Source organism: Kitasatospora sp. NPDC004723 (genome assembly GCF_040609255.1).
Taxonomy (GTDB): domain Bacteria; phylum Actinomycetota; class Actinomycetes; order Streptomycetales; family Streptomycetaceae; genus Kitasatospora.
The window spans coordinates 4,733-28,473 of record NZ_JBEXJT010000049.1; the positions used below are offsets into that span (position 1 = coordinate 4,733).

Annotated in this window: 22 protein-coding genes and 3 tRNA genes; 15 read left to right on the forward strand and 10 right to left on the reverse strand. The window is 74.2% G+C overall.

The features are described from left to right. Positions 1-271 precede the first annotated feature (271 nt). Positions 272-1,483 carry an alpha/beta hydrolase gene (locus tag ABZW10_RS31960; RefSeq protein WP_355372945.1) on the forward strand — a complete coding sequence of 404 codons (1,212 nt, stop codon included), beginning with the start codon at positions 272-274 and terminating at the stop codon, positions 1,481-1,483. A 24-nt stretch (positions 1,484-1,507) separates the two neighbouring features. Here ABZW10_RS31960 and ABZW10_RS31965 read toward each other — a convergent pair whose 3' ends face one another. After that, a complete protein-coding gene (locus ABZW10_RS31965; protein WP_355372948.1) occupies positions 1,508-2,485 on the reverse strand; it encodes a YafY family protein in 978 nt (325 codons plus the stop codon). A gap of 101 nt (positions 2,486-2,586) precedes the next feature. Between ABZW10_RS31965 and ABZW10_RS31970 the strand changes: the two genes are divergently transcribed. Further along, the gene (locus tag ABZW10_RS31970) at positions 2,587-3,165 is read left to right on the forward strand and encodes a TIGR03086 family metal-binding protein (protein ID WP_355372950.1); all 579 of its coding nucleotides are present in this window, start codon (positions 2,587-2,589) and stop codon (positions 3,163-3,165) included. 10 nt (positions 3,166-3,175) lie between these two features. On the opposite strand, the gene ABZW10_RS31975 is transcribed toward ABZW10_RS31970, so the two are convergent. Next, positions 3,176-3,637 (reverse strand): MerR family transcriptional regulator, encoded by a 462-nt coding sequence (locus ABZW10_RS31975; RefSeq protein WP_355372953.1) that lies wholly within the window; start codon positions 3,635-3,637, stop codon positions 3,176-3,178. A 123-nt stretch (positions 3,638-3,760) separates the two neighbouring features. Here ABZW10_RS31975 and ABZW10_RS31980 point away from each other — a divergent pair, with 123 nt between their 5' ends. Next, a complete protein-coding gene (locus tag ABZW10_RS31980) occupies positions 3,761-4,588 on the forward strand; it encodes a serine hydrolase domain-containing protein (protein WP_355372956.1) in 828 nt (275 codons plus the stop codon). 4 nt (positions 4,589-4,592) lie between these two features. On the opposite strand, the gene ABZW10_RS31985 is transcribed toward ABZW10_RS31980, so the two are convergent. Continuing rightward, positions 4,593-5,369 (reverse strand): pirin family protein, encoded by a 777-nt coding sequence (locus tag ABZW10_RS31985; RefSeq protein ID WP_355372959.1) that lies wholly within the window; start codon positions 5,367-5,369, stop codon positions 4,593-4,595. A 219-nt stretch (positions 5,370-5,588) separates the two neighbouring features. Here ABZW10_RS31985 and ABZW10_RS31990 point away from each other — a divergent pair, with 219 nt between their 5' ends. The 5 genes from ABZW10_RS31990 (at position 5,589) to fabF (ending at position 10,596) form a co-directional block, all read left to right on the forward strand. Further along, complete coding sequence (locus ABZW10_RS31990) at positions 5,589-6,785, forward strand: helix-turn-helix domain-containing protein (protein ID WP_355373067.1); 1,197 nt, start codon at positions 5,589-5,591, stop codon at positions 6,783-6,785. 90 nt (positions 6,786-6,875) lie between these two features. Beyond that, positions 6,876-7,826: an ACP S-malonyltransferase gene (locus ABZW10_RS31995; RefSeq protein ID WP_355372962.1), complete on the forward strand. Its 951-nt coding sequence runs from the start codon at positions 6,876-6,878 to the stop codon at positions 7,824-7,826. Next, positions 7,823-8,857: a beta-ketoacyl-ACP synthase III gene (locus ABZW10_RS32000; protein ID WP_355372964.1), complete on the forward strand. Its 1,035-nt coding sequence runs from the start codon at positions 7,823-7,825 to the stop codon at positions 8,855-8,857. Before ABZW10_RS31995 ends, ABZW10_RS32000 begins: the two co-directional genes overlap by 4 nt. A gap of 80 nt (positions 8,858-8,937) precedes the next feature. After that, positions 8,938-9,180 carry an acyl carrier protein gene (locus ABZW10_RS32005; RefSeq protein WP_344325330.1) on the forward strand — a complete coding sequence of 81 codons (243 nt, stop codon included), beginning with the start codon at positions 8,938-8,940 and terminating at the stop codon, positions 9,178-9,180. Positions 9,181-9,330: 150 nt separating this feature from the next. Next, positions 9,331-10,596 (forward strand): beta-ketoacyl-ACP synthase II, encoded by a 1,266-nt coding sequence (gene fabF, locus ABZW10_RS32010; protein ID WP_355372967.1) that lies wholly within the window; start codon positions 9,331-9,333, stop codon positions 10,594-10,596. 89 nt (positions 10,597-10,685) lie between these two features. Here the strand turns inward: fabF and ABZW10_RS32015 are convergent, their stop codons facing one another. Then, positions 10,686-11,180, reverse strand: coding sequence for a DUF3145 domain-containing protein (locus ABZW10_RS32015; RefSeq protein WP_350566458.1), 495 nt, complete (start codon positions 11,178-11,180; stop codon positions 10,686-10,688). Between the two features lie 356 nt (positions 11,181-11,536). Then, a complete protein-coding gene (locus ABZW10_RS32020; RefSeq protein ID WP_355372970.1) occupies positions 11,537-12,577 on the reverse strand; it encodes an NADP-dependent oxidoreductase in 1,041 nt (346 codons plus the stop codon). A gap of 90 nt (positions 12,578-12,667) precedes the next feature. On the opposite strand from ABZW10_RS32020, the gene ABZW10_RS32025 reads away from it, so the two are divergent. Beyond that, the gene (locus tag ABZW10_RS32025; protein ID WP_355372972.1) at positions 12,668-13,132 is read left to right on the forward strand and encodes a MarR family transcriptional regulator; all 465 of its coding nucleotides are present in this window, start codon (positions 12,668-12,670) and stop codon (positions 13,130-13,132) included. Positions 13,133-13,282: 150 nt separating this feature from the next. Continuing rightward, entirely contained in the window at positions 13,283-14,809 is a 1,527-nt protein-coding gene (locus tag ABZW10_RS32030) for an LCP family protein (RefSeq protein WP_355372974.1), read from the forward strand. Between the two features lie 20 nt (positions 14,810-14,829). Here ABZW10_RS32030 and ABZW10_RS32035 read toward each other — a convergent pair whose 3' ends face one another. Both ABZW10_RS32035 and ABZW10_RS32040 read right to left on the reverse strand, forming a co-directional pair. After that, positions 14,830-15,780, reverse strand: coding sequence for a pyridoxal-phosphate dependent enzyme (locus ABZW10_RS32035; RefSeq protein ID WP_355372976.1), 951 nt, complete (start codon positions 15,778-15,780; stop codon positions 14,830-14,832). A gap of 160 nt (positions 15,781-15,940) precedes the next feature. Beyond that, positions 15,941-16,014 (reverse strand) — tRNA-Ile (locus ABZW10_RS32040). Between the two features lie 189 nt (positions 16,015-16,203). On the opposite strand from ABZW10_RS32040, the gene ABZW10_RS32045 reads away from it, so the two are divergent. Next, on the forward strand, positions 16,204-16,995 hold the full coding sequence (locus ABZW10_RS32045; RefSeq protein ID WP_355372979.1) for a trypsin-like peptidase domain-containing protein: 792 nt from the start codon (positions 16,204-16,206) through the stop codon (positions 16,993-16,995). 125 nt (positions 16,996-17,120) lie between these two features. Here ABZW10_RS32045 and ABZW10_RS32050 read toward each other — a convergent pair. Further along, positions 17,121-17,193, reverse strand: a tRNA-Asn gene (locus ABZW10_RS32050). Positions 17,194-17,252: 59 nt separating this feature from the next. Beyond that, positions 17,253-17,325, reverse strand: a tRNA-Asn gene (locus ABZW10_RS32055). A gap of 247 nt (positions 17,326-17,572) precedes the next feature. Here ABZW10_RS32055 and ABZW10_RS32060 point away from each other — a divergent pair. From ABZW10_RS32060 to ABZW10_RS32075, 4 genes are all read left to right on the forward strand, one after another. Further along, entirely contained in the window at positions 17,573-17,866 is a 294-nt protein-coding gene (locus tag ABZW10_RS32060; RefSeq protein WP_355372982.1) for a hypothetical protein, read from the forward strand. 177 nt (positions 17,867-18,043) lie between these two features. Beyond that, complete coding sequence (locus ABZW10_RS32065) at positions 18,044-19,477, forward strand: FGGY family carbohydrate kinase (RefSeq protein WP_355372984.1); 1,434 nt, start codon at positions 18,044-18,046, stop codon at positions 19,475-19,477. Positions 19,478-19,622: 145 nt separating this feature from the next. Next, the gene (locus tag ABZW10_RS32070; RefSeq protein WP_355372986.1) at positions 19,623-21,029 is read left to right on the forward strand and encodes a glutamate decarboxylase; all 1,407 of its coding nucleotides are present in this window, start codon (positions 19,623-19,625) and stop codon (positions 21,027-21,029) included. A gap of 445 nt (positions 21,030-21,474) precedes the next feature. Further along, positions 21,475-22,563 (forward strand): DUF2690 domain-containing protein, encoded by a 1,089-nt coding sequence (locus ABZW10_RS32075; protein ID WP_355372989.1) that lies wholly within the window; start codon positions 21,475-21,477, stop codon positions 22,561-22,563. Positions 22,564-22,578: 15 nt separating this feature from the next. Here the strand turns inward: ABZW10_RS32075 and ABZW10_RS32080 are convergent, their stop codons facing one another. Then, entirely contained in the window at positions 22,579-23,739 is a 1,161-nt protein-coding gene (locus ABZW10_RS32080; RefSeq protein WP_355372992.1) for an RNA polymerase sigma factor, read from the reverse strand. Positions 23,740-23,741 lie beyond the last annotated feature (2 nt).

The window sequence follows — 23,741 nt, forward strand, 5'->3', positions numbered from 1 at the left end:
GCGGTGCGGCGGTGCGGCGGTGCGGCGGTGCGGCGGTGCGGCGGTGCGGCGGTGCGGCGGTGCGGCGGTGCGGCGGTGCGGCGGTGCGGCGGTGCTCGCGCGAACGATCAGGACGCATCCCGGACACTCCCGGTTCATGTGATCCATCCCACAGTTTGAGCCGCGCCCAGCGCGCCTCCTGGCCCCTAGGCTTGCGCTGGGAAATTGGCAGTCGTACCGCCCTCCGGGCCCCGTCCGGGATCGGTGACGGGACTCTCGGGGAGTTGAGGCGATGCGCCGTCGGCGGTGGAAGCACGTCCTGATCGGCGCCTTCGCGGGTGCCGCCGTCCTCGCCGACGCCGGCGCCGCGGCGGCCCAGGCCGCGGCCGCGACCGAGCAGTTGGCCATCTCCACCCCGCCGGCCGGCAGCGCCGCCTGGGTCGAGGACCACTCCTACGGGCACGACCTGCCCGACCCGGCCACCACCGCCCCGGCCGCCGCGGCCGAGTTCTTCGCCCAGCTCTCCCCCGCCGAACTGAACCGGCTGGTCGAGGCCTACCCGCTGGTCGTCGGCAACTTCGACGGCGCCCCGCTCGCCGTGCGCTACCGGGCCAACCGGATCGCGCTCGCCGCCGAGCGCGACCACGCCCGGGCCCGCGCCACCGACCGCGCCCTGACCCCCGAGCAGCACGCGCTCGCCGTCTCCCGGGCCAACGACGTGCAGAGCCTGCTCGCGCCCGGCCGGCAGATCCTCGCCTTCGACCCGCGCGGCCGAGGACTGCTCACCGAGGTCTGGGGCGACCTCGGCAGCGCCGACCGGGTCGCGGTGCTCGTCCCCGGCTCCGACGCCGACCTCGGCCACTTCGACCAGGCCGTCGAACCGCTGCGCTCCCCCGCCGGAATGGCCCGGGCGCTGTACCAGGAGGAGCGGCGGCAGGCCCCCGGCACCCGCACCGCGGTGGTCGCCTGGACCGGCTACGTCACCCCCTCCGGCCTCGGCCCCGACGCGGTGACCTCCCGGCTCGCCGACGTCGGCGCGCCGCGGCTGCGCCGGCTGCTCGCCGGGCTCAAGGAGACCACCCGGCCCCAGGCGCCGCCCGCGCTGTTCTGCCACTCCTACGGCTCGGTGGTCTGCGGCACCGCCGCGCCGGACATCCCGCGGGCCGCCGCCTCGCCGGCCGACACCAGCGGGATCACCGACCTCGTGGTGTTCGGCTCCCCCGGCATGGGCGTGGAGAGCACCTCGGAGCTGGGCGCGGGCGTGCACGTCTGGGCCACCCGCAACGAGACCGACTGGATCGGCAACGTGCCGTACCTGGAGGTCGGCGGGCTCGGCCACGGCGCCGATCCGACCTCGCTGGACTTCGGCGCCGAGCGGATCTCCTCGGCCCGCTCCGCCGGCCACAACGGCTACTTCGCCACCGGCACCGACAGCCTGCACAACTTCGCGGCCGTCGCCCTCGGCACCTACGGGGACGTGGTCCGGCCCGCCCCGGAGGCCTGACACCGGAGGGCCCGGCGCCGGACGCTAGCGCGGGTCCCCGTAGAGCCGCAGGGCCTCGGCGGCGGTGCGGCCCATCTCCCGGCGCGCGGCCGGCGGGGAGAGCACCTCGGCGTCCGCGCCGAACGCGAGCAGCGCCCGGACGGCCGGCAACGACTGGAAGCCGAGCGCGAGTTCGACCCAGTCCTCGGGCGCCCCGCCCCCGCTCTCCGGCGGCGGGGCGGCCAGCCGGGCGCCGTGGATCCGGACGAACATGTCCAGCCGCCCGCGCCGCACCCGCACCTTCACCAGCAGTTCCTTGGGCAGCCGCTCCACCTGCTCGCGCAGCACCGTCCAGACGTCGCCCAGTCCCACCCCGGGCCGTCGGCGCACCGGCTCCTCCGCGGTCTCCGCGTACAGCACCCGGTCGGCCCGGAACAGCCGCGGCTCGCCGTGCAGATCGGCCACCAGGTACCAGACCGCGGCCTTGCTGACCAGGCCGTACGGATCCACGGTGTACTCCACCGGCGCGGGCGTGCCGCTGTGCCGGTAGCGCAGCCGAAGCCGCCGGTCGGCGAACACCGCGTACTGCAGCTCGCCCAGATCCGGTCCCGGCGGCGCACCGGCCTGCAGCCAGCGCGCCGGGTCGACCAGGACCCGCTCGCTGATCCGCTCGGCGCCCGGCCGGTGCGGGGCGGGCAGCGCGGCCATCACCTTGCGCAGCGCCGAGCCGAGCGCGCCGTCCAGCCCGAGGTCACTGTGCGCGCCCTGGGCGGAGAGCACGAACAGGGCCCGCGCCTCGTCGGCCGTCAGACCGCTGACGTCGGTGCGGTAGCCGGGCAGCAGACTGATGCCGCCGTGCCGGCCGCGTTCGGTGTAGACGGGCACGCCGGCCGCCGAGAGCGCCTCGACGTCGCGGTAGATGGTGCGGACCGACACCTCCAGCCGTTCGGCCAGTTCGGTGGCGGGCACCCGGCCGCGGGTCTGGAGCAGCAGCAGGATCGAGAGCAGGCGGTCGGCCTTCATGGCACGAGGATCCCAAGAATCATGACGATGGTTGTCAGGTTTTACCGGGAGATTGCCTGCCGACAGGAAAACCCTTCCGCACCTTGGAGCCGAGACACCTCATGGACACCACCCAGGACCCGCGCCCGCTGTACCTGCTCGCCCTCGACCAGCTGGAGAAGCTGCTCGCCGAGGTCGGACCGGAGGACCTGGACCGGCCCACCCCGTGCGCCGAGTACGACCTGCGGGCCCTGCTCGGCCACGTGGTCGGCGGGATCCACCGGTTCGCCTACACCGGCGAGGGCGGGCTCTCCCTGGACGTCGCCGCCGCGACCGGCGGGGTTCCCGACGACGGCTGGCCGGCCGCCCTCGGCCGGGCCCGCGCCCGGGTGACCGCCGCCTGGGCGGAGGACGCCAAGCTGGACCGCCCGACCTCGGTGCCCTGGGGCGAGGTGAGCGGCCGCGACGCGGTGGGCGGCTACCTCCTGGAGACCGTCATCCACTCCTGGGACATCGCCCGCGCGCTCGGCACCGACCGCCCGCTGGACGAGCGGCTGGGCGAGACGGCGCTGGCGATCGCCCGGGTCGCGCTGCCGGCCGAACGGCGCGGCGGCGGCGTCCCGTTCGCCCCCGTCCAGCCCGCCCCGGACGACGCCGACGTGTACACCCGGCTCGCCGCCCACTCCGGCCGCGCGGTCTGACGCACCGCCCTCAGTGGCTCGACGCGCACCGCTCCAGCCGCCCGGTGTACACGTCGATCTTGTGGTCGAGCACGGCCAGCGTCGCGTGCAGGTCCGCGATCTGCTGCCGCACCGCCTCCCGGTGGGCGAGCAGCAGGTCGCGGCGGTCCGCGGAGGTCCGCTCGCCCTGCCGGGCCAGCTCCACGTACCGCAGCATGTCGGCCACCGGCATCCCGGTCAGCCGCAGCCGCCCCAGGAAGGCCAGCCGGTGCAGGTCGCCGTCGCTGTACCGGCGCTGGCCCGAGGCCGAGCGGTCCACCGGATCGAGCAGGCCGATCCGCTCGTACCAGCGCAGGGTGTGCGCGGTCAGCCCGCTGGCCTCCGACACCTCGCCGATGGTGTGCCGCGGCCTCCGGTCGGGCGTGCCGGCCGGATCCCGGAACACCTCCCAGCAGGAACGCAGTTCGGTCTCGAACGATGCGAGTTCGGTCATGGTCGGTCCCCCGGTGATGAACGTGACGACGAAACCAGCGCCTTGGAGCGCACTCGAAGCAAGCGCGCCACCGTCAAGCCTGCCATCCCGCCGGGCCCGCCGGCCCGGTTAGAGTCGGGCCCCATGGAGAGCTTGCGGAAGATCGAGACCTGGCCGGTGCCGCACGCGGCGGCGGCCGTCGTACGGGGCGCGGACGGCGCGGTGCTGGGCGCGCACGGGCCGCAGGACCACCTGTTCCCGCTGGCGTCGGTGACCAAGCTGCTCACCTCGTACGCCGTGCTGGTCGCGGTCGAGGAGGGCGTCTTCGAACTGGACGACCCGGCCGGGCCGGAGGGCTCGACCGTGCGGCACCTGCTGGCCCACACCTCGGGCCTGGCCTTCGACGAGCACAAGGTGATGGCCGCGCCCGGCAACCGCCGGCTCTACTCCAACGCCGGCTTCGACGTGCTCGCGCAGACCCTGGAGCGGGCCGCCGGCATCGAGTTCGGCCGGTACGCCGCCGAGGCCGTGTTCCAGCCGCTCGGCATGCACGCCACCCTGATCAACACCGCGCACCGCTCCCCCGCCGGCGCCGGCGGCCTGTCCACCCTCGCCGACCTCACCCGGTTCGCCGCCGAGCTCCAGGCGCCCAAGCTGCTCGACCCGGGCACCCTGCGCGCCGCCACCCGCGAGGTCGCCTTCCCGGGCACCAGCGGGGTGCTGCCCGGCTTCGGCCACCGCCGGCCGAACGACTGGGGCCTCGGCTTCGAGATCCGCGACGGCAAGGCGCCGCACTGGACCGGCACCGCCAACTCCCCGGCCACCTTCGGCCACTTCGGCCAGTCCGGCACCTTCCTCTGGGTGGACCCGCAGGCCGGCGCGGCCTGCGTCGCGCTCACCGACCGGGACTTCGGCCCGTGGGCCGCCGAGGCCTGGCCGGCCCTCAGCGACGCCGTCCTCGCCGAGCTCTAGGACATCAGCCGTACGAGACCGGCGAGTGCATCTCCCACAGGAGCAGCTCCGCGCCGCTCTCGCCGGCCGTCGGCGCCGCGAAGGCGTCCCCGGTGATCCGCACGCTGTCGCCGGGGACCATCGAGCGGCCCCCGCCCTGCGGCCCGGGCACCGTCCGGTAGCCGAGCGAGCCGGCCGTCAGGTGCGCGTAGCGGTAGGCGGCGGCCGGCAGCTCGGGCAGCGGCTGCCACGGCCCGGCGGTCACCAGCCACAGCGCGGCGTCGCCGCGCCGCAGCCGCAGCGCCCGGGTTCCGGCGTCCCGTTCCAGCCCGGAGGCGAGCAGCGTCAACCCGTCGGCGGCACGCTCCACCCCGCGCAGCCCGTACGCGGGGGGCGCGTCGAAGACGTCGGGCTGGAGCCACATCTGGACGAAGCGGACCGGGCCGTCGGCGCCGCCGACGTTGCGCTCGGTGTGGGTGACGCCGGAGCCGGCGCTCAGGTGCTGGACCATGCCGGGGCGCACCACCCCGCCGTGCCCCTGGGAGTCCCGGTGGGCGAGCGCGCCCTCCAGTACCCAGGTGAGGATCTCGGTGTCCCGGTGCCGGTGCTCGTCGAACCCGGCGCCGGGGGCGAGGAGTTCCTCGTTGCACGCGAGCAGCGCGCCGAAGTGGGTGTTCTTCGGGTCGTAGTGCCCGGAGAAGGAGAACGCGTGCCGGGTCTCGACGCCCTCGGCGGGCGTCGAGCGGTAGCGCTCGGCGGTACGGCGCAGATCGGCGCGGGGGCGGGCGGGGGCATCGGTCACGGGACCCACCGTAGTGGCAGCCGGGACGGGTGTGACCGTCACCACCCGGCCCGTCCACCGGGCCCTGTGCACGAGCAGTCACTCCGGTGAGGCAGTCTTGTCCCTGTGCCAGCCGCTTCCGCGAACTCCAAGAGCGATCCGACCGCCAATCCCGACAAGAACGGGAAGAGCCCGACCCCGGGCGCCGGGAGAGACCGGCCCGGACGGGCGGCGCCGCGCCTGACCGCGCAGGAGCGCCGACTCGCCGCCGAGCGTGCCGAGCGCCGGGCGGCGACCCTCAAGCGGCTGGAGAAGTCCTCCGGCAAGCTCGCCTCGGCCGCCATCGCCCGGATGGACGACCAGCTCGGCTGGTACCGGCGGATGCCGCCGGAGCACCGCTCCTGGATCGGCCTGGTCGCCCAGGCCGGCATCGCCGCGTTCACCGAGTGGTACCGCAGGCCGGACGCCCCGCAGGCGATCTCCACCGATGTCTTCGGCACCGCGCCGCGCGAGCTGACCCGGGCGATCACCCTGCGCCAGACCGTCGAGCTGATCCGCACCACCATCGAGGTGATGGAGGAGGCCATCGAGGAGGTGGCCGCCCCCGGCGACGAGGCCGACATGCGCGAGTCGGTGCTGGTCTACGCCCGTGAGATCGCCTTCGCCACCGCCCAGGTGTACGCCCAGGCCGCCGAGGCCCGGGGCGCCTGGGACGCCCGGCTGGAGGCGCTGGTGGTCAACTCGCTGCTCTCCGGCGACGCCGACGAGGGCGTGCTGTCCCGGGCCGCCGCGCTCGGCTGGGGCCAGCCGAGCCAGGTCCGGGTGGTGATGGGCTCGGCTCCGGACGGTGACAGCGAACTGGTGGTCGAGGCGATCCGCCGGGCCGCCCGGTACGCCAAGCTGCACGTGCTGACCGGGGTGCTGGGCAAGCGCCTGGTGGTCGTGGTGGGCGGCGAGAAGGAGCCGGTGCACGCGGCCCGGGCGCTGATCGGCCAGTTCGCGCCGGGCCCGGTAGTGGTCGGCCCGACCGTGCCGGACCTGCTCTCGGCGACCCGCTCGGCGCACGCCGCCGCGGCCGGCCTGCGGGCCTGCGCGGCCTGGCCGGACGCGCCGCGGCCGGTGCTGGCCGACGACCTGCTGCCGGAGCGGGCGCTGGCCGGCGACCAGGCGGCCCGGCAGCAGCTGGTGGAGGAGATCTACACACCGCTGGACGAGGCAGGCTCGGCACTCCTGGAGACCCTGAGCGTCTACCTGGAGCAGGCCTCCTCGTTGGAGGGTGCCGCCCGGATGCTCTTCGTCCACCCCAACACGGTGCGCTACCGGCTCCGACGTGTGACCGACGTCACGGGCTACGCGCCTTCCGACGTACGTTCGGCGTTCACCCTGCGTATCGCACTGGCGCTGGGCCGGCTCACGGCCGCCGGAGAGTCAAGCTGACCACGCTGTAGGGACCTTACAATCCCGGATGCTTTTCTTCGTTACCGTCGCCTACCCGCCCCCGGGCGCCTGGCGAGAGAGGGTTGAACCGTGCTCGTAATCGTCGCCCCTGGACAGGGTGCCCAGACCCCCGGTTTCCTCAGCCCTTGGCTGGAGCTCGACGGTGTCGCCGACCGCCTGCAGGGCTGGTCGGAGGTCGCCGGGCTCGACCTTGTGCGCGCGGGAACGGAGGCGGACGCCGAGGAGATCAAGGACACCGCCGTCGCCCAGCCGCTGCTGGTGGCGGCCGGCCTGGTGACCGCACGTGCGCTGTTCCCGGACGAGGACGCGGCCCGTGCGCTGGTCGGCGCCGTCGCCGGCCACAGCGTCGGCGAGATCACCGCCGCGGCCGGTGCCGGCGTGCTCAGCGCACGCGACGCGCTCACCTTCGTGCGCGAGCGCAGCCTCGCCATGGCCGAGGCCGCCGCCGCCACCGAGACCGGCATGGCCGCCGTGCTCGGCGGCGACCCGGAGGTCGTCGCCGCGAAGCTCGCCGAGCACGGCCTGACACCGGCCAACAACAACGGCGGCGGCCAGATCGTCGCGGCCGGCACCCTGCCGCAGCTGGACGCGCTGCGCGCGGACCCGCCGGCCGGCGCCCGGCTGATCGCGCTGAAGGTCGCGGGCGCGTTCCACACCTCCCACATGGCTCCCGGTGTCGAGCGGCTGGCCAAGCTGGCCCCGACCCTGCCGGTCGCCGACCCCAAGGTCGCCTACGTCTCCAACCAGGACGGCGAGGTCGTCGCCTCCGGCGCCGAGGTGCTGAGCCGGCTGGTGTCGCAGGTCTCCAACCCGGTCCGCTGGGACCTCTGCATGGAGACCCTTCAGCGGCTCGGCGCGACCGCCGTCATCGAGCTCGCCCCGGCGGGCACCCTCACCGGACTGGTCAAGCGCAACCTCAAGGGCGTGGCGACGCTTGCCCTCAAGACCCCCGCCGACCTGGACAAGGCCCGCGAGCTCGTCGCGGAGCACGGTGGGCAGGAGCAGGAGCAGCAGGCATGAGCGACACCCCCCAGATCACACCGGTGACCGGTGCGCAGTACGCGCGCATCCACGGCGTGGGCGGCTACCGCCCGGTCCGGGTGATCCCGAACGCCGAGGTGCTGACCTGGATCGACTCCTCGGACGAGTGGATCCGCACCCGGAGCGGGATCGCCGAGCGCCGCTGGGCCGGGCCGGAGGAGTCGGTCGCCGAGATGTCGGTGCAGGCCGCCGGCAAGGCGATCGCCCAGGCCGGGATCGACCCGGCGCGGATCGGCGGTGTGATCGTCGCCACCGTCTCGCACCTCAAGCAGACCCCGGCGATCGCCACCGAGATCGCCGAGCGGCTCGGCTGCGGCACCGCCCCGGCCTTCGACATCTCGGCCGCCTGCGCCGGCTTCGGCTACGGCCTGAGCCTGGCCGACGGCATGGTCCGCGGCGGCAGCGCCGAGTACGTGCTGGTGATCGGCGTGGAGCGGCTCAGCGACCTGACCGACACCTCGGACCGCTCGACCGCGTTCATCTTCGGCGACGGCGCCGGAGCGGCGATCGTCGGCCCGTCCGACACCCCCGGCATCGGCCGGGTCATCTGGGGGTCGGACGGCTCGCAGAAGGACGTCATCTCGCAGACCGAGGCCTGGGACACCGCCTTCGCCAAGGAGGACGCCGTCAACGGCGCCGGCGAGGAGATCAAGTGGCCCGCGCTGCGCATGGAGGGCCAGACGGTCTTCCGCTGGGCGGTCTGGGAGATGGCGAAGGTGGCGCAGCAGGCGCTGGACGCCGCCGGGATCACCGCCGACCAGCTCGGCGCGTTCATCCCGCACCAGGCCAACATGCGGATCACCGACGCCATGATCAAGGCCCTCAAGCTGCCCGCCACGGTGCCGGTCGCCCGTGACATCACGGAGACCGGGAACACCTCGGCGGCGTCCATCCCGCTGGCGATGGAGCGCATGCTGGAGAGCGGCGAGGCCCGCAGCGGCGACCTCGCCCTGATCATCGGGTTCGGGGCGGGTCTCGTGTACGCCGCCGCAGTCGTTACGCTCCCCTAGGCGTTTTCGCCCGATACCACCCGCAAACCTGCGTCCGTCCGCCGGGCGGCCGCATTCAACACCGAAGAGGAGCAGCCAGTATGGCTACCAAGGACGAGGTTCTGGAAGGTCTCGCCGAGATCGTCAACGAGATCGCCGGCATCCCGACCGAGGACGTCGAGCTCGACAAGTCCTTCACCGACGACCTGGACGTCGACTCGCTGTCCATGGTCGAGGTCGTCGTGGCCGCCGAGGAGCGCTTCGACGTCAAGATCCCGGACGACGAGGTCAAGAACCTGAAGACCGTCGGCGACGCCGTGGACTACATCCTCAGCCACGCCTGAGCGGTCGACGCGCTCGACGCGTTCGACGCCTGACATCGGCCGGCTCCCGGGAGTCGGCCGACCCGCCGGCCGGGACGCCCCACCGGGCGCCCGGCCGGGCTCACCTTCGGCCGCCGCCGACCCCCGCACAACGTGAGAGAAGAAGATCCAGTGACTGTTGAGAACCGTACCGTGGTCGTCACGGGTATCGGCGCCTTCACGCCGCTGGGCGGCGACGCCGCCACCACCTGGGAGAACCTGGTCGCCGGGCGCTCCGGGGTGGCTGCCCTGACCGAGGAGTGGGCCGCCGAGCTTCCCGTGCGGATCGCGGCGCGCACCGCCGTCGAGCCGGGCGAGATCCTGCCCCGTCCGCTCGCCCGCAAGCTGGACCGCTCGGCCCAGTTCGCGCTGATCGCCGCCCGTGAGGCCTGGGCCGACGCCGGCTTCGAGACCCCGGCCACCGACGAGTCGTCCAAGCTCGCCCCGGAGCGCCTGGGCGCCGTGATCGCCTCCGGCATCGGCGGCGTGACCACCCTGCTCGACCAGTACGACGTGCTGAAGGAGAAGGGCGCCCGCAAGGTCTCCCCGCACACCGTCCCGATGCTGATGCCCAACTCCCCGGCGGCCAACGTCGGCCTGGAGGTCGGCGCCCGCGCGGGCGTGCACACCCCCGTCTCCGCCTGCGCCTCCGGCGCCGAGGCGATCGGCTACGCGATCGAGATGATCCGCAGCGGCCGCGCCGACGTCGTGGTGGCGGGCGGCACCGAGGCGGCGGTCCACCCGCTGCCGATCGCCGCGTTCGCCAACATGATGGCGATGTCCAAGAACAACGACGAGCCCGAGCGCGCCTCCCGCCCGTACGACAAGGGCCGGGACGGCTTCGTGCTGGGCGAGGGCGCCGGCGTGGTCGTGCTGGAGTCGGTGGAGCACGCCGAGGCCCGCGGCGCCCGGATCTACTGCGAGGCGGTGGGCCAGGGCCTGTCCTCGGACGCCCACCACATCGCCCAGCCGGAGCCGACCGGCGCCGGTGTGGCCCGCGCGCTGGCCGACCTGTTCGACCGCAACCAGCTGGACAAGGCCGAGATCGTGCACGTCAACGCGCACGCCACCTCGACCCCGCAGGGTGACACCGCCGAGCTGAAGGCGCTGCGCAAGGAGCTGGGCGAGGACCTCGACCACATCGCCATCTCGGCCACCAAGTCGATGACCGGTCACCTGCTGGGCGGCGCCGGCGGCATCGAGACGGTCGCCACCGTGCAGGCGCTGTACCACCGTCTCGCCCCGCCGACCATCAACGTCGAGGAGCTGGACGACGACGTGGACGCGGACATCGTCCGCGACGAGGCCCGCAAGCTGCCCGAGGGCCGGATCGCCGCGCTGAACAACTCGTTCGGCTTCGGCGGCCACAACGTGGTGCTGGCCTTCCGCACCCGCTGACCCCGGTCCCGGCTTCCGGGTCCCGTACGACGGAGAGGGGGCCGGCGCTCATCGCGAGCGCCGGCCCCCTCTCCCGTTCGTCCGTCCGGTCAGACCACCTGGTGCAGCCAGCGCACCGGGGCGCCCTCGCCGGCGTACCGGAAGGGCTCCAGTTCGTCGTCCCAGGGCTTGCCCAGCAGCATGGCGATCTCCGCCTCCAGGTCCGCCCCCTCGCTGCGGGCACGCAGCAGGACGGCCCGCAGCCGGTCCTCGGGGATCAGGATGTCCCCGTGGATGCCGGTGACGGCGTGGAAGATGCCGAGGCCGGGGGTGCTGCTGTACCGCTCGCCCTCGGCCGCGGCGCAGGGCTCGCTGGTGACCTCGTAGCGCATCAGCTGCCAGCCGCGCAGCGCGGAGGCGAGCTTCGAGGCGGTACCGGGCTCGCCCTGCCAGGACAGCTCGGCACGCCAGTGCCCGGGCGCGGCCGGCTGGCGGATCCAGTCCAGGCTCACCCGCACGCCGAGCACCCCCGCGACGGCCCACTCGACGTGCGGGCACAGCGCGCGGGGCGCGGAGTGGATGTACAGGACTCCACGTGTCGTCACCGGGACCTCCAGGCTGTGGACGAGGGTCGCCTTCCCCAGCTGCCTCGTGTTCGTGCCCGTAGTTGATCCGCAGTTACCCACGTCGGCTGACATTAAGCCACTAAATTGAGCAAAACGGACAGGCTTTCGCTCAATGCTAGTCGAAACCGCAACGAGGTCCACCCCCCGGTCGGATCTCTCCCCCGAACGGCCCCATCGCCGGGCGGGACCACCGTACCGCGCGGCCCCGCAGCGGGGATGACGCACTTTCGGATCCGGCCGGAATGCGGTAGTGCGGCCCGAGCCTCTCCGCCGGGTACGCGAACCGCCCCGCACCGGGCGGACCGGGTGCGGGGCGGAGCGGCGCCGATGGGACGTCAGCCGTCCAGGCGGACCACCATCTTGCCGGTGTTGGCGCCGCGCAGCATGTCCAGGAAGGCCTGCGGAACGTTCTCGAAGCCGTCCACCACGGTCTCCTCGAAGCGCAGCTTCCCGTCCTTCAGCCAGCCGCCGACCTCGGCGAGGAACTGCGGCTTCAGCGCGTCGTGGTCGCCGACCAGCAGGCCCTCCAGACGCAGCCGCTTGCCGATGATCTGGGCCAGGTTGCGCGGGGCGGGCGCCGCGGAGGTGTCGTTGTACTGGGCGATGGCGCCGCACAGCACGGCCCGGCCGTGCACGCCCAGCGCGCTGATCGCGGCCTCCAGGTGCTCGCCGCCGACGTTGTCGAAGTAGAGGTCGATGCCTTCCGGAGCGACCTTGGCGAGCTGCTCACCGACCGGGCCGTCCTTGTAGTTGAAGGCGGCGTCGAAGCCGTACTCCCCGGTCAGCCGGGCGACCTTCTCCGCCGAGCCGGCCGAGCCGACCACCAGCGAGGCGCCCTTGAGCCGGGCGATCTGACCGACGATCGAGCCGACCGCGCCGGCCGCACCGGAGACGAACACCCGGTCGCCCTCCTTGAGCGCGCCGACCGCCAGCAGGCCCGCGTACGCGGTCAGGCCGGGCATGCCGAGCACGCCGAGGCAGGCGGAGAGCGGCACGCCCTCGATCGACGGCACCTTGACCGCGCGCGAGGCCGGGACGGTGGCGTACTCGCGCCAGCCCAGCCCGTGCAGCACCGCGTCGCCCGGGGCGAAGCCCTCGGCGCCGGAGGCGACCACGTACCCGACGGCGCCGCCGTCCATCACCGCGCCGAGCCGGAACGGCGGGATGTAGGACTTCACGTCGTTCATCCGGCCGCGCATGTACGGGTCGACCGACAGGTGGGTGTTGCGGACCAGCACCTCGCCCGGGCCCGGGGTGCGGACCGGCGCCTCGACGAGGGCGAAGTCGGCCGGGGCGGGCCAGCCCTGCGGACGGGCGGCGAGGTGCCACTCACGAGCGGTGGCGGGCGCTTCCGGCGCGGTCGGCTCGGCGGCCATGGTGATCTCCCCAGATAAAAGGTTGAGCAGGTGCAGTAGCGATGGGCATGAAAAGTTCACGTGGTCAAATGTTCAGGTAGACTGGTGGCCATGAACGCCCAGCAGAACCGGGACACGCCGCCGCAGGCCGACGAAATCACCCGCGAGGTCGTCGATCTCATGGCCAACCTGGTCGCGCTCTTCCACCGCGAGTACGAGGAGGCCGCCGCCGCCCGCTCGCTCACCGGAGCGCAGGCCAAGGTCCTCGCCCTGCTGCGGCGCGGCCCCATGCCCATGCGCCAGATCGCCCAGACGCTCAGCTGCGAGCCCTCCAACATCACCGGCATCGTCGACCGGCTGGAGACCCGCGGCTTCGTCACCCGCCAGCCCGACCGGCAGGACCGCCGGGTCAAGCTGGTCGCCGCCACCGACACCGGCAGCACCGCCTCCACGGAGCTGCGCGAGTCGCTGAACTTCGCCCGCGAGCCGCTGGCCGCGCTCGGACCGGAGGAGCGCACACAGCTGCGCGACCTGCTCCGGCGGATGCTCGCCGGCGCCGCCGGGCCGGGGGCGTGAGAAGCATCACAGCACCGGCCCCCGAATTGGCCGCCGATCGGAGGTAACCGAACACTCCCCCGAAACGTCTAACGTTCGGATGACCGGCACCCGCCCGCGGCCACGCGGTACGGGTGGGGAAACTGAGCGGAAGACGGGGGGACGGGAAGGATGAGCAGCAGCTCGCGCCGTCGGCGTGTCATACGGACCGTCATAGGACTCGCCGCCGTGCTGGTGCTGTCCGTGGTCGGTGCCGGGGCCTGGTTCTACCACCGGCTCGACACCAACATCACCACCTTCGACGCCGGCGGCGTCGCCACCGAGCGGCCGCCGGCACCGACACCGACCGCGCGGGGCGCCTCGGTGCCGGTCAACGTCCTGCTGCTCGGCTCGGACACCCGCAACGACGGCAACGCCGACCTCGGCGGCGGCGACGTGGGCGTCGGCCACTCCGACACCGCGATCCTGCTGCACGTCTACGCCGACCGCAAGCACGCCGTCGGCGTCTCCATACCCCGCGACGCCCTGGTGACCATCCCCTCCTGCCGGCTGCCCAGCGGCGACTGGACCAAGCCGCGGACCAGCCAGATGTTCAACGAGGCCTTCACCGTCGGCGAGGCCGAGAAGGGCAACCCGGCCTGCACCCAGAACACCGTCGAGGCGCTCACCGGCCTGCGCATCGACCACACCATCGTGGTCGACTTCAAGGGCGTCGCCGCGATGACCGAGGCCATCAACGGCGTGGACGTCTGCGTGCCCAACGACGTCAACTCGCACAACATCAAGCTCAAGAAGGGCCCGCAGAAGCTGTCCGGCCCGCCGGCCGTCGACTACCTGCGCGCCCGCTACGGCTTCGGCGACAACTCCGACATAGGGCGGATGAAGCGCCAGCAGGCCTTCCTCTCCTCGATGATCCGCAAGGTCCAGTCCCAGGGCTTCTCCCTGCCCACCCTGCTCCCGCTGGCCGACGCCGCGACCCGCTCGCTCACCGTCGACGAGGGCCTGGGCACCGCGATGAAGCTGGTCGACTTCGCCCAGTCGCTGCAGCAGATCAACCTCTCCGACATCACCTTCGTCACCGCCCCCTGGCGGTTCTCCACCGTGCAGAACGGCCGGGTCGACCTCGTCCACCCCGACGTGGACACCCTGTGGCGGCTGCTGCGCGAGGACCGCACCCTGGACGGCCAGGCCACCGGCGAGGTCGGCGACGCCGCGAGCGCCACCCCCACCGCCCCCACCGAGTCCGCCCCCTCGCCCTCGCCGACCGCCACCCCGCTCACCGCCGAGCAGCTCGCCACCCCGGTCACCGTGGTCAACGGCGTCGGCACCGACGGACTGGCCGGCCACGGCTCCGCGGCGATCCGCGCCCAGGGCTACCAGAACGTCGCGCTCGGCCAGACCACCGGCGGGCGGCTGCGCACCGAGATCGCCTACGACCCGCCGTTCAAGGCCGTCGCCGAGCAGCTCGCCGCACTCTTCCCGGGCTCCCGGATGACCGAGGAGCCGGGCTCGGAGGGCATCACCGTCACCCTCGGCCGCGACTACCACCCGGCCGCCACCGGCACGCCCACGCCCGGCGTCCCGTCCGGCGTCCCGGCCGCCGCCACCGGCCCGCTGCCGACCACCGTCCCCAGCGCCATAGCCGAGAACAGCCGCTCCGCCGACACCGACCCCTGCGCCAACCTCACCTTCGGCTGAGCCTGCGCGGGCTGCCCGGCTCAGACCGGGTCGGGCAGTCCGGTGACGACGGCGGTGAGCCGGGTGCCGGGCGGGAAGGCGCCGGCCGCGGTGAGGTCGTACAGGGCCGCCAGCGCCTTCGCCACGTAGCGGCGCTCCAGCGCGATGCCGTGCCGCCGCTCGAAGCCGGCCGCGAACTCCTCCAGCGCGGCCGGCACCCGCCCGTACCCGCCGCCGTGGTGCCCGTGGTCGATCCGCCAGCCGTCGAACTCCCGCCCGTACGCCTCCCGGTGCAGCCGCGTCACCTCGCCCTCCAGGTAGCCCTCGCCGCCGCGCAGCACCGCCACGCCCAGCGCCCGCGCCCCGGGCGGCAGGCCCGCCGCGATCCCGGCCAGCGTGCCGCCGGTGCCGACCGGGCAGCAGACCACGTCGCGCTCCCCGAGCCCGCCCGACTCCAGCAGCTCCGCCACCACCGCCCGCGCACCGCGCGCGGCGAGCGCGTTGGACCCGCCCTCGGGCAGCACCAGGCACGGCCCGAAGCGCCGCCGCAGCTCCGCCTCCCCGCCGCCGCCCCCGGCGACCCGCCCGGCCGCCTCCCGGTACTCGGCCCGGGACAGGAACACCAGCTCCATCCCGGCCTCCTCGGCGGCCCGCAACGACCAGTTCCGCGGCGCCCCCGCCAGTTCCTCGCCCCGCACCAGCCCCACGCTCGACAGCCCCAGCGCCCCCGCCGCCAGCGCCACCGCCCGCAGATGCGTCGAGTACGCCCCGCCGAAGGTCACCAGCCGCCGGTGCCCCTCGCGCACCGCCGACTCCAGATTGGGCCCCAGCTTGCGCCACTTGTTCCCCGGCACCAGCGGATGCACCAGATCGTCCCGCTTCAGCCGCAGCCCCACCCCGGCCCGCTCGAACACCTCGTCAACACACGGGACCAGCGGGGTCGGTACACACGGAGCCTGGAGCACCCGGCCAGGATACGGAGCCGCCCGCACCGGCCCGCCGTCCGGCCGGGGTCAGGCCGTGGTTGAGGGGGTGCCGACGCGGGCCCGAGGCCTCATCGTCCGGGTGAATTCTGGCGCGTCGCCACGTGGCAGCAGGCCCGATCCCCTAGGGTTTTCCCAGCCAGGGGGCCGCTCGCGCGGGTACGGAAGGTGGGGCGGGTGGGACTCGAACCCACGACCAAGGGATTATGAGTCCCCTGCTCTAACCGGCTGAGCTACCGCCCCGGTTCGCGGCACGCGACGGCAGGCCGGTCGCGGCAGCAGCAGACGGCCCCGGAAGGCCGTCCCGGGCAGCATAGCCGGTCGATCACCCGTGGTGCGCGCCGGGGGCGCGCACGGGTGCGCGGGCGGGCGGACGACGGTGGCGCCGGCCGCGCCGGACTGGTAGATCTTGGTCCCGAACGGCGGAGAAGCGTGGACGGTCGCGTCCGCCCCGAGGAGGAGACGGAGCCCCGGATGCCCTCCCGCCCGGTCCGCACCGCGCACGCCGCGAGGACGGTCGTGGTGGCGGCCCTGCTGCTGGCCACCGCGATCGCGTGCGGCGGGGGCAAGGGCGACGGACGGACGGCGGAGGTGGCCCCGCAGAACCCGGCCTGGGACCGGGTCGGCACGCTGTCGGTGCACACCGCGCAGGGGCCCCGGGCGTGCACGGCGAGCGTGGTGCAGAGTCCGCGGCGCAATCTGCTGGTGACCGCCGCGCACTGCGTGCAGAACCACCGGATCGGTCTGCTGGACGGCCTGGTGTTCACCCCCGGCTACCGCAACGGATACTCGCCGTACGGGAGTTGGCCGGTGAGGTCGGTCACCGTCGATCCCCGCTGGTCCGCCGGCGCCGACCCCGACTACGACGTGGCGTTCGTCACCGTGGGCCCGCTGGGCGGCCGGCAGGTCGAGGACGCGGTCGGCGGCAACCCGCTCGGCACCGACCAGGGCTTCGGCCTGGCGGTCTCGGTCACCGGCTACCCCAACGAGCGCGACGAGCCGATCACCTGCTCGGGCCTGACCGCCTCGCAGAGCCCCACCCAGGAGCGGTTCGACTGCGCCGGCTACACCGACGGCACCAGCGGCAGCCCCTGGCTCACCACCAACGGCCGGGTGATCGGGGTGATCGGCGGCTACCAGGAGGGCGGCGAGACGCCGGGCACCTCGTACAGCGTCACCTTCGACGAGCGGGTCACCGAGCTCTTCCAGCAGGCGGTGGCGTGAGGCGCCGACGTCCAGCACCGACGTGAGGCGGCTCACACCGGCCGGACCGTCCGGGGCAACACGAAGGCCCCCCGGTCTACCGAGGGGCCTTCGCTCTGAGCAGTCACCGGGCGGACCCGGCGCAGCTCCCGCATTTGGACTCGAACCAAAAACCTGCCGGTTAACAGCCGGCTGCTCTGCCAATTGAGCTATGCGGGATCGCGGCACACAACTCCCGTACCACGTATGGCTTCAGCACCAGATGGGCATCCACCGCGCTCCCCCAATTGGACTCGAACCAATAACCTGCCGATTAACAGTCGGCTGCTCTGCCAATTGAGCTATGGGGGATCGAGCTTCGCGCTCCGGCTCCCGGTCTCCCGGGCCCCTCGGCGCTCGCTGCGGGACATACATTAGCGCACTCGGGGGGGTGGTCCGCCAATCGCTTTCCCCGGCCCCCGGCCGGACGCCCCGCCCGGCGCGTTCCCCGCGCGCCCGGGGCGCCGTCCGTGGATGCTGGGGTCGCCGACGGTTCACCGTCCCGGCAGACGGGTAGGGCAATGCGGCAATGGCCGCCAGGAGAGGGTGGAATCCGACCATGTGGAAGCTGTCGTTCGGTGTCGGACTCGCGACGGGCTACGTCCTGGGCACGCGGGCGGGGCGCCAGCGGTACGAGCAGATCGCCAGGATGACCCGGCAGGTCACCCAGAACCCGAAGGTCCAGGGTGCCGCCGGCAAGGCCCGGCAACAGGCCGGCGCGGTCGCCGGGAAGGCCGCCGGCGCCGTCGCCGGCAAGGTCGGCGACCGGCTGCCCGACTCGGTCACCGACCGGGTGCCGTACTTCAACCGGGCCAGGAGCGAGGACGACAGCTGGGGCACCTACCGCCCCTGACCGGCGTCCCCGACCGGCCCGCGGCACCGCCTGACACCCGTCGGACACCCGTCCGTGACGGGCGGGTGACCGGGCGGTGACGGCCGGCCGGAGGCGGGCTCCCGGGCGCGGTACCGAACGGGCAACACTTGCCCGGGCGGGCCGCGCCCGGACGCCCGCTGAGGCATGATCTCGACTATGGCCATCGTCGCGGGGATAGACAGCTCGACCGGTCGCACCCGGATCGTCGCGTGCGACTCCGCCACCGGGGCCGTCCTGCGTTCCGGCAAGGCACCGCACCCCGCGCCCGAGGACCCCGACACCCGGCCCGGCGAGACCGACCCGCAGCTCTGGCTGCACTCGCTCGGCGACGCGGCGGCCGGCGGCCTGCTGGAGAGCGTCCGGGCGATCGGCGTCAGCGCGCAGCAGCACGGCATGATCGGCCTGGACGCCGGCGGCGTGCAGGTCCGCCCGGCGATCCTGTGGAACGACCCGCGCTCCAGCGGCGCCGCGGCCGCCCTGCTGGACGAACTGGGCGGCCCGGCGGCCTGGACGGCCGCGATCGGCGCCGTCCCCAGCCCCGCGTACACCGTCGCCAAGCTGCGCTGGCTCGCCGAGTTCGAGCCGGCCAGCGCCCGGCGGATCGCCGAGGTGCTGCTGCCGCACGACTGGTTGGTCTGGCAGCTGCTCGGCCACCCCAAGCGCCGCACCACCGACCGCGGCGACGCCTCCGGCACCGGCTACTGGTCCCCGATCACCGGCGAGTACCGGCAGGACCTGGTCGAGCTGGCACTCGGCCACGAGCTGAAGCTGCCGGACGTGCTCGGGCCCGCCGAACCCGCCGGCCACACCCCCGAGGGACTGCTCATCTCGGCCGGCACCGGCGACAACATGGCCGCCGCGCTCGGCCTCGGCCTCGGCCCCGGCGACGCGGTGGTCTCGCTCGGCAGCTCCGGGACGATCTTCGCGGTCCACGAGCAGGCCGTGGTGGACGCCACCGGCCTGGTCTCCTCCTTCGCCGACGCCACCGGGCGCCACCTGCCGATGGTCGCCACCCTGAACGCCGCCCAGGTACTGCGCTCCACCGCCGCCCTGCTCGGCCGCGACCTGGAGGGCCTCAGCGACCTCGCCCTGCAGTCCTCCCCCGGCGCCTACGGGCTGGTGCTGCTCCCCTACCTGGACGGCGAGCGGACGCCCGCGCTGCCGCACGCGGCCGGCACGCTGACCGGGATGCGGGCCGAGTCGATGACCCCTCAGCACCTGGCCCGGGCCGCCGTCGAGGGCATGCTCTGCAACAGCGCGGACGCGCTGGACGTGCTGCGCGCCCGCGGCGTCGAGGTGAAGCGGGTGTTCCTGCTGGGCGCCGCCGGGCGGCTGGCGGCGGTGCGGCACGTCGCTCCGCAGCTGTTCGGCGTCCCGGTGGTGGTCCCGCCGCCCGGCGCGCACGCGGCCCGCGGCGCGGCCCGGCAGGCGGCCTGGGCACTGGCCGGCACGCCCGAGCCGCCGCGGTGGGACCTGCCGGAGGCCGTCACCGTGACCCCGGACGCCGAGCACGGCCTGCCGGTCGGGTCGGCGGTCCGCCAGCAGTACCGGGCCGCCCGCGAGCAGGTCCACCCGGAGACGGCCGGCTGAGACGGCCGGCCGGGACGCCCCGCCCGGGCACGCGGGGGTGCACGGAGCGTGTACGGACGGCCCGAGCGGTGAAGATGCGTCACCCGGCGACCGGTGGGAGCGTGGAAGGCGACGCGGCCACCGTTCGGAAGGGCGGCAGAATGCCATGGCACTGCACAAGGGGACCGGCGACGACCGCCGGCTGACCGTCGGCCCGTTCGTCGGCACCGCCGCCGACCCGCTCGGCGCGATGGAACTGGCGCCCCCGCTGCACCGGCTCGCCGACGGCCCCGTACCGGCCGACACGGCGTACCAGCTGATCCACGACGAACTGCTGCTGGACGGCAACGCGCGGCTCAACCTGGCGACCTTCGTCAGCACCTCGATGGAGGTGCAGGCCACCCGGCTGATGACCGAGTGCCTCGACAAGAACATGATCGACAAGGACGAGTACCCGCAGACCGCCGAACTGGAGCGACGCTGCGTGTCCATCCTCGCCCACCTGTGGCACGCCCCCGACCCGGACGCCGCCGTGGGCTGCTCCACCACCGGCTCCAGCGAGGCCTGCATGCTGGCCGGCCTGGCGCTCAAACGGCGCTGGATCCGCCGCAACGCCGACCGCTACTCGGCCGGGGCCCGGCCCAACCTGGTGATGGGCATCAATGTGCAGGTCTGCTGGGAGAAGTTCTGCAACTTCTGGGAGGTCGAGGCCCGCACCGCGCCGATGGACGGCGAGCGCTTCCACCTCGGCCCCGAGCAGGCGGTGGAGCTCTGCGACGAGAACACCATCGGCGTGGTCGGGGTGCTCGGCTCGACCTTCGACGGCTCCTACGAGCCGGTGGCGGAGATCTGCGCCGCGCTCGACGACCTCCAGCGGCGCACCGGCCTGGACGTCCCGGTGCACGTGGACGGCGCCTCCGGCGCCATGATCGCGCCGTTCCTGGACGAGGACCTGCCCTGGGACTTCCGGCTGCCCCGGGTCGCCTCCATCAACACCTCCGGCCACAAGTACGGGCTGGTCTACCCGGGCGTCGGCTGGGCGCTGTGGCGGGACCACGAGGCGCTGCCCGAGGAGCTGGTGTTCAAGGTCAACTACCTGGGCGGCGACATGCCGACCTTCGCGCTGAACTTCTCCCGGCCCGGCGCCGAGGTGATCGCCCAGTACTACGTCTTCCTGCGGCTCGGCCGGGTCGGCTTCCGGGCCGTCCAGGGCGCCTGCCGGGAGGTGGCCGGGTACCTGGCCGACGGGATCGCGGGGCTCGGCGGTTTCCGGCTGCTGACCCGGGGCGACGAGCTGCCGGTGTTCGCGCTCACCACGGCGGACGACGTGCCGTTCGACGTCTTCGACGTGTCGCGCCGGCTGCGCGAGCGCGGCTGGCAGGTGCCCGCGTACACTTTCCCGGCGAACCGGGAGGACCTCGCGGTGCTCCGGGTGGTCTGCCGCAACGGCTTCTCCCGCGACCTCGCGGACCTGCTGCTGGGCGATCTGGAACGGCTGCTGCCGGAGCTGCGCCGCCAGCCGGGCCCGCTCAAGGATCTCGGGGTACCGGTCCGGACGGGCTTCCATCACTGACCCCGGCACCGCCCGCCGCCGCCCTGCCGCACCCGCGGATGTAGGTGCGGCCGGGGCTCGCGGCCGGGCGGACGCGCTGGACGCGTCGGCCCGGCCGCGTGTCCCTGCGGTCCGGGGCAGCCTCCCCCCGTGGAGGCTGTCACGTACCGGTGGGGGTCAGGGCACGGCCGTCGCCGGGCCGTCGAAACGGTCCCCGGACGAAGGACCGGGGCGGCGAACCGCTCCGGCCGGAAAAACAATGCCCGACGACCATATGAATGTTCGAGCCTTTCCCGGTGTTGTGAGACACTTCCGTCCGTCTCAGCGCCAGGACCTGGGTTTTGGGACGCCGGGCCGCTGAGGTTTGAGACGCGGACACGCCCGCCCGGGCCCGGAGCGGTGCCCCGCGGGGCGTCGCCCGTTCCAGCCCGCCGCCCCGCCCGCCTCGATGTTTGGAAGAGACCGCATGGGTTCCGCCTGGAAGCAGCTGCCGGACGACCTCTCCGCCCCCGCCAGACGTCTGACGGAGGAACTGCGCGCCGTCAAGGACACGACCGGGCTCTCGCTCTCCGAGCTCGCCGCCCGGACCCACTACAGCCGGGCCTCCTGGGAGCGCTGGCTGAACGGCAAGCGGATCGTCACCGAGCAGGCGCTCGACGCGCTGATCGGGACCGTGGAGTGCGACGGCCCGGCGCTGCGGGCGCTGTGGAACCTGACGGCGGCGGAGGCGTCGGCGCCGACGGAGGCGGAGGCGGAGGCGGACCAGGAAGCGGAGCCGGAGACCCTGCCGGACACGGAGCCTGACGCCGCGGCAGGTGCGGAGGGCGCGGCGGACGCGGAGCCTGCGGAGGGCGTCGGGCCGGCGCCCCGTCCGACGCGCCGCCGCCCTCCGGTGGCCCTGCTCTCGGCCGCGGTGGTGGTGGCGCTGCTGCTGGGCCTCGCCGGCCTGCGGGTGCTCTCCGGCGACGGCGCCGACGACGGCGCCGCGGAGGCCGCCGCCACCGTGTCGGCGTCCGCCCCGGTCTCCTCGCCGCCCCCGGCCTCCTCGCCGGCCGCGGTGCCCGCCAACCCCGCCCCGGACGTCCCGACCTGTCAGGCGCTCGGCTGCGCCCACAAGGACCCCCGGCCGACCGGCTGCGGCGGGGACGCCCGGACCCTGCTGACCACCAACGTCGGCAAGGTCGTCGTCTACCTCCGGTACAGCCAGAAGTGCCAGGCGGCCTGGGCCGGGATCAGCGAGGGCCAGCCCGGCGACCAGGCGACCATCACCACCAGCGCCGGCGAGTCGGAGACCGCGCTGATCCACTGGGGGTACGACAACTACTCGTGGATGGTGAACGCGGCCGATCCGACGGTCACCCTGCAGGTCTGCGGGCAGCGCAAGGACCCGGAGGGCTCCGCCTGTTCGTCCCCGGTCTCCGACCTGGCCCGGGTGGTCGCCTCGACCCCGATCCCGGTCGGCCCGGCCACCCCGCCGGCCACCCAGCCGGCCACCGCGACCGCCACCGACCCGGCCCAGCCCGCGCCGCCGAGCCAGTCCGACCCAGGTCACTAGGGCCCGCCTGCCGGCTCAGTCGAGGTAGCCCCGGAGCTGGGCGGCGAAGGCGTGGTCGCGGAGTTTGACCAGGGTCTTGGACTCGATCTGGCGGATCCGCTCCCGGGTCACCCCGAAGAGCACCCCGATCTCCTCCAGCGTGCGCGTCCGTCCGTCGTCCAGGCCGTAGCGGAGCTGCACCACCTGCCGCTCGCGCTCGCCGAGGGTGGCCAGCACCGCGTCCAGGTGCTGACGCAGCAACAGGAAGGCGGCGGACTCGGCGGGTGAGGCCGCGTCGGCGTCCTCGATGAGGTCGCCGAGCGCGACGTCGTCCTCCTCGCCGACCGGGGTGTGCAGCGAGATCGGCTCCTGGGCGAGCCGGAGCAGCTCGCGCACCCGGACCTCGGTCAGCTCCAGGACGGCCGCGATGTCGGCCGCGCCGGGCTCGGTCCCGCGTTCCTGGAGCAGCGAGCGCTGCACCCGCACCACCCGGTTGATCAGCTCGACCACGTGCACCGGCACCCGGATCGTGCGGGCCTGGTCGGCCAGCGCGCGGCTCATCGCCTGGCGGATCCACCAGGTCGCGTAGGTGGAGAACTTGTAGCCACGGGTGTAGTCGAACTTCTCCACGGCCCGGATCAGGCCGAGGTTGCCCTCCTGGACCAGGTCGAGCAGGGTCAGCCCGCGGCCGACGTAGCGCTTGGCGACGGAGACCACCAGGCGCAGGTTGGCCTCGATCAGCCGGCGTTTGGCGAGCCCGCCGAGCGCCACCAGGGCGGCCAGTTCGCCGGCCAGTGCGACGGCGGGCGCGGGTTCACGGTCCAGCCGTTCCCCGGCGAACAGGCCGGCCTCGATCCGGCGGGCCAGGTCGACCTCCTCGGCCGCGGTGAGCAGCCGGATCCGGCCGATCTCGCGGAGGTACTGGCGGAGCAGGTCGGCCGCCGGGCCGCCGGGCTCGACGCCGGGGCGCTCCGGCACCTCCTCGGCTTCCTCGGCCTCGGCGGCCTCCTCGGCCTCGGCGGCGTCGTCTCCGGGCTCGGGGGGCTCGGCGTCGGGGTGCCCGGCCGGCAGGCCCTGGGCGGGCACCCGGGCGCCGTCCGGCAGCGGCGCCCCCGCCCGGCCGTGGTCCTCGGGCGGGGCGAGCGGGTCGGTGGTGGTGGGCTGGGCGGTCGTGGCGAGGCCTCGGTCCACGGGCATCC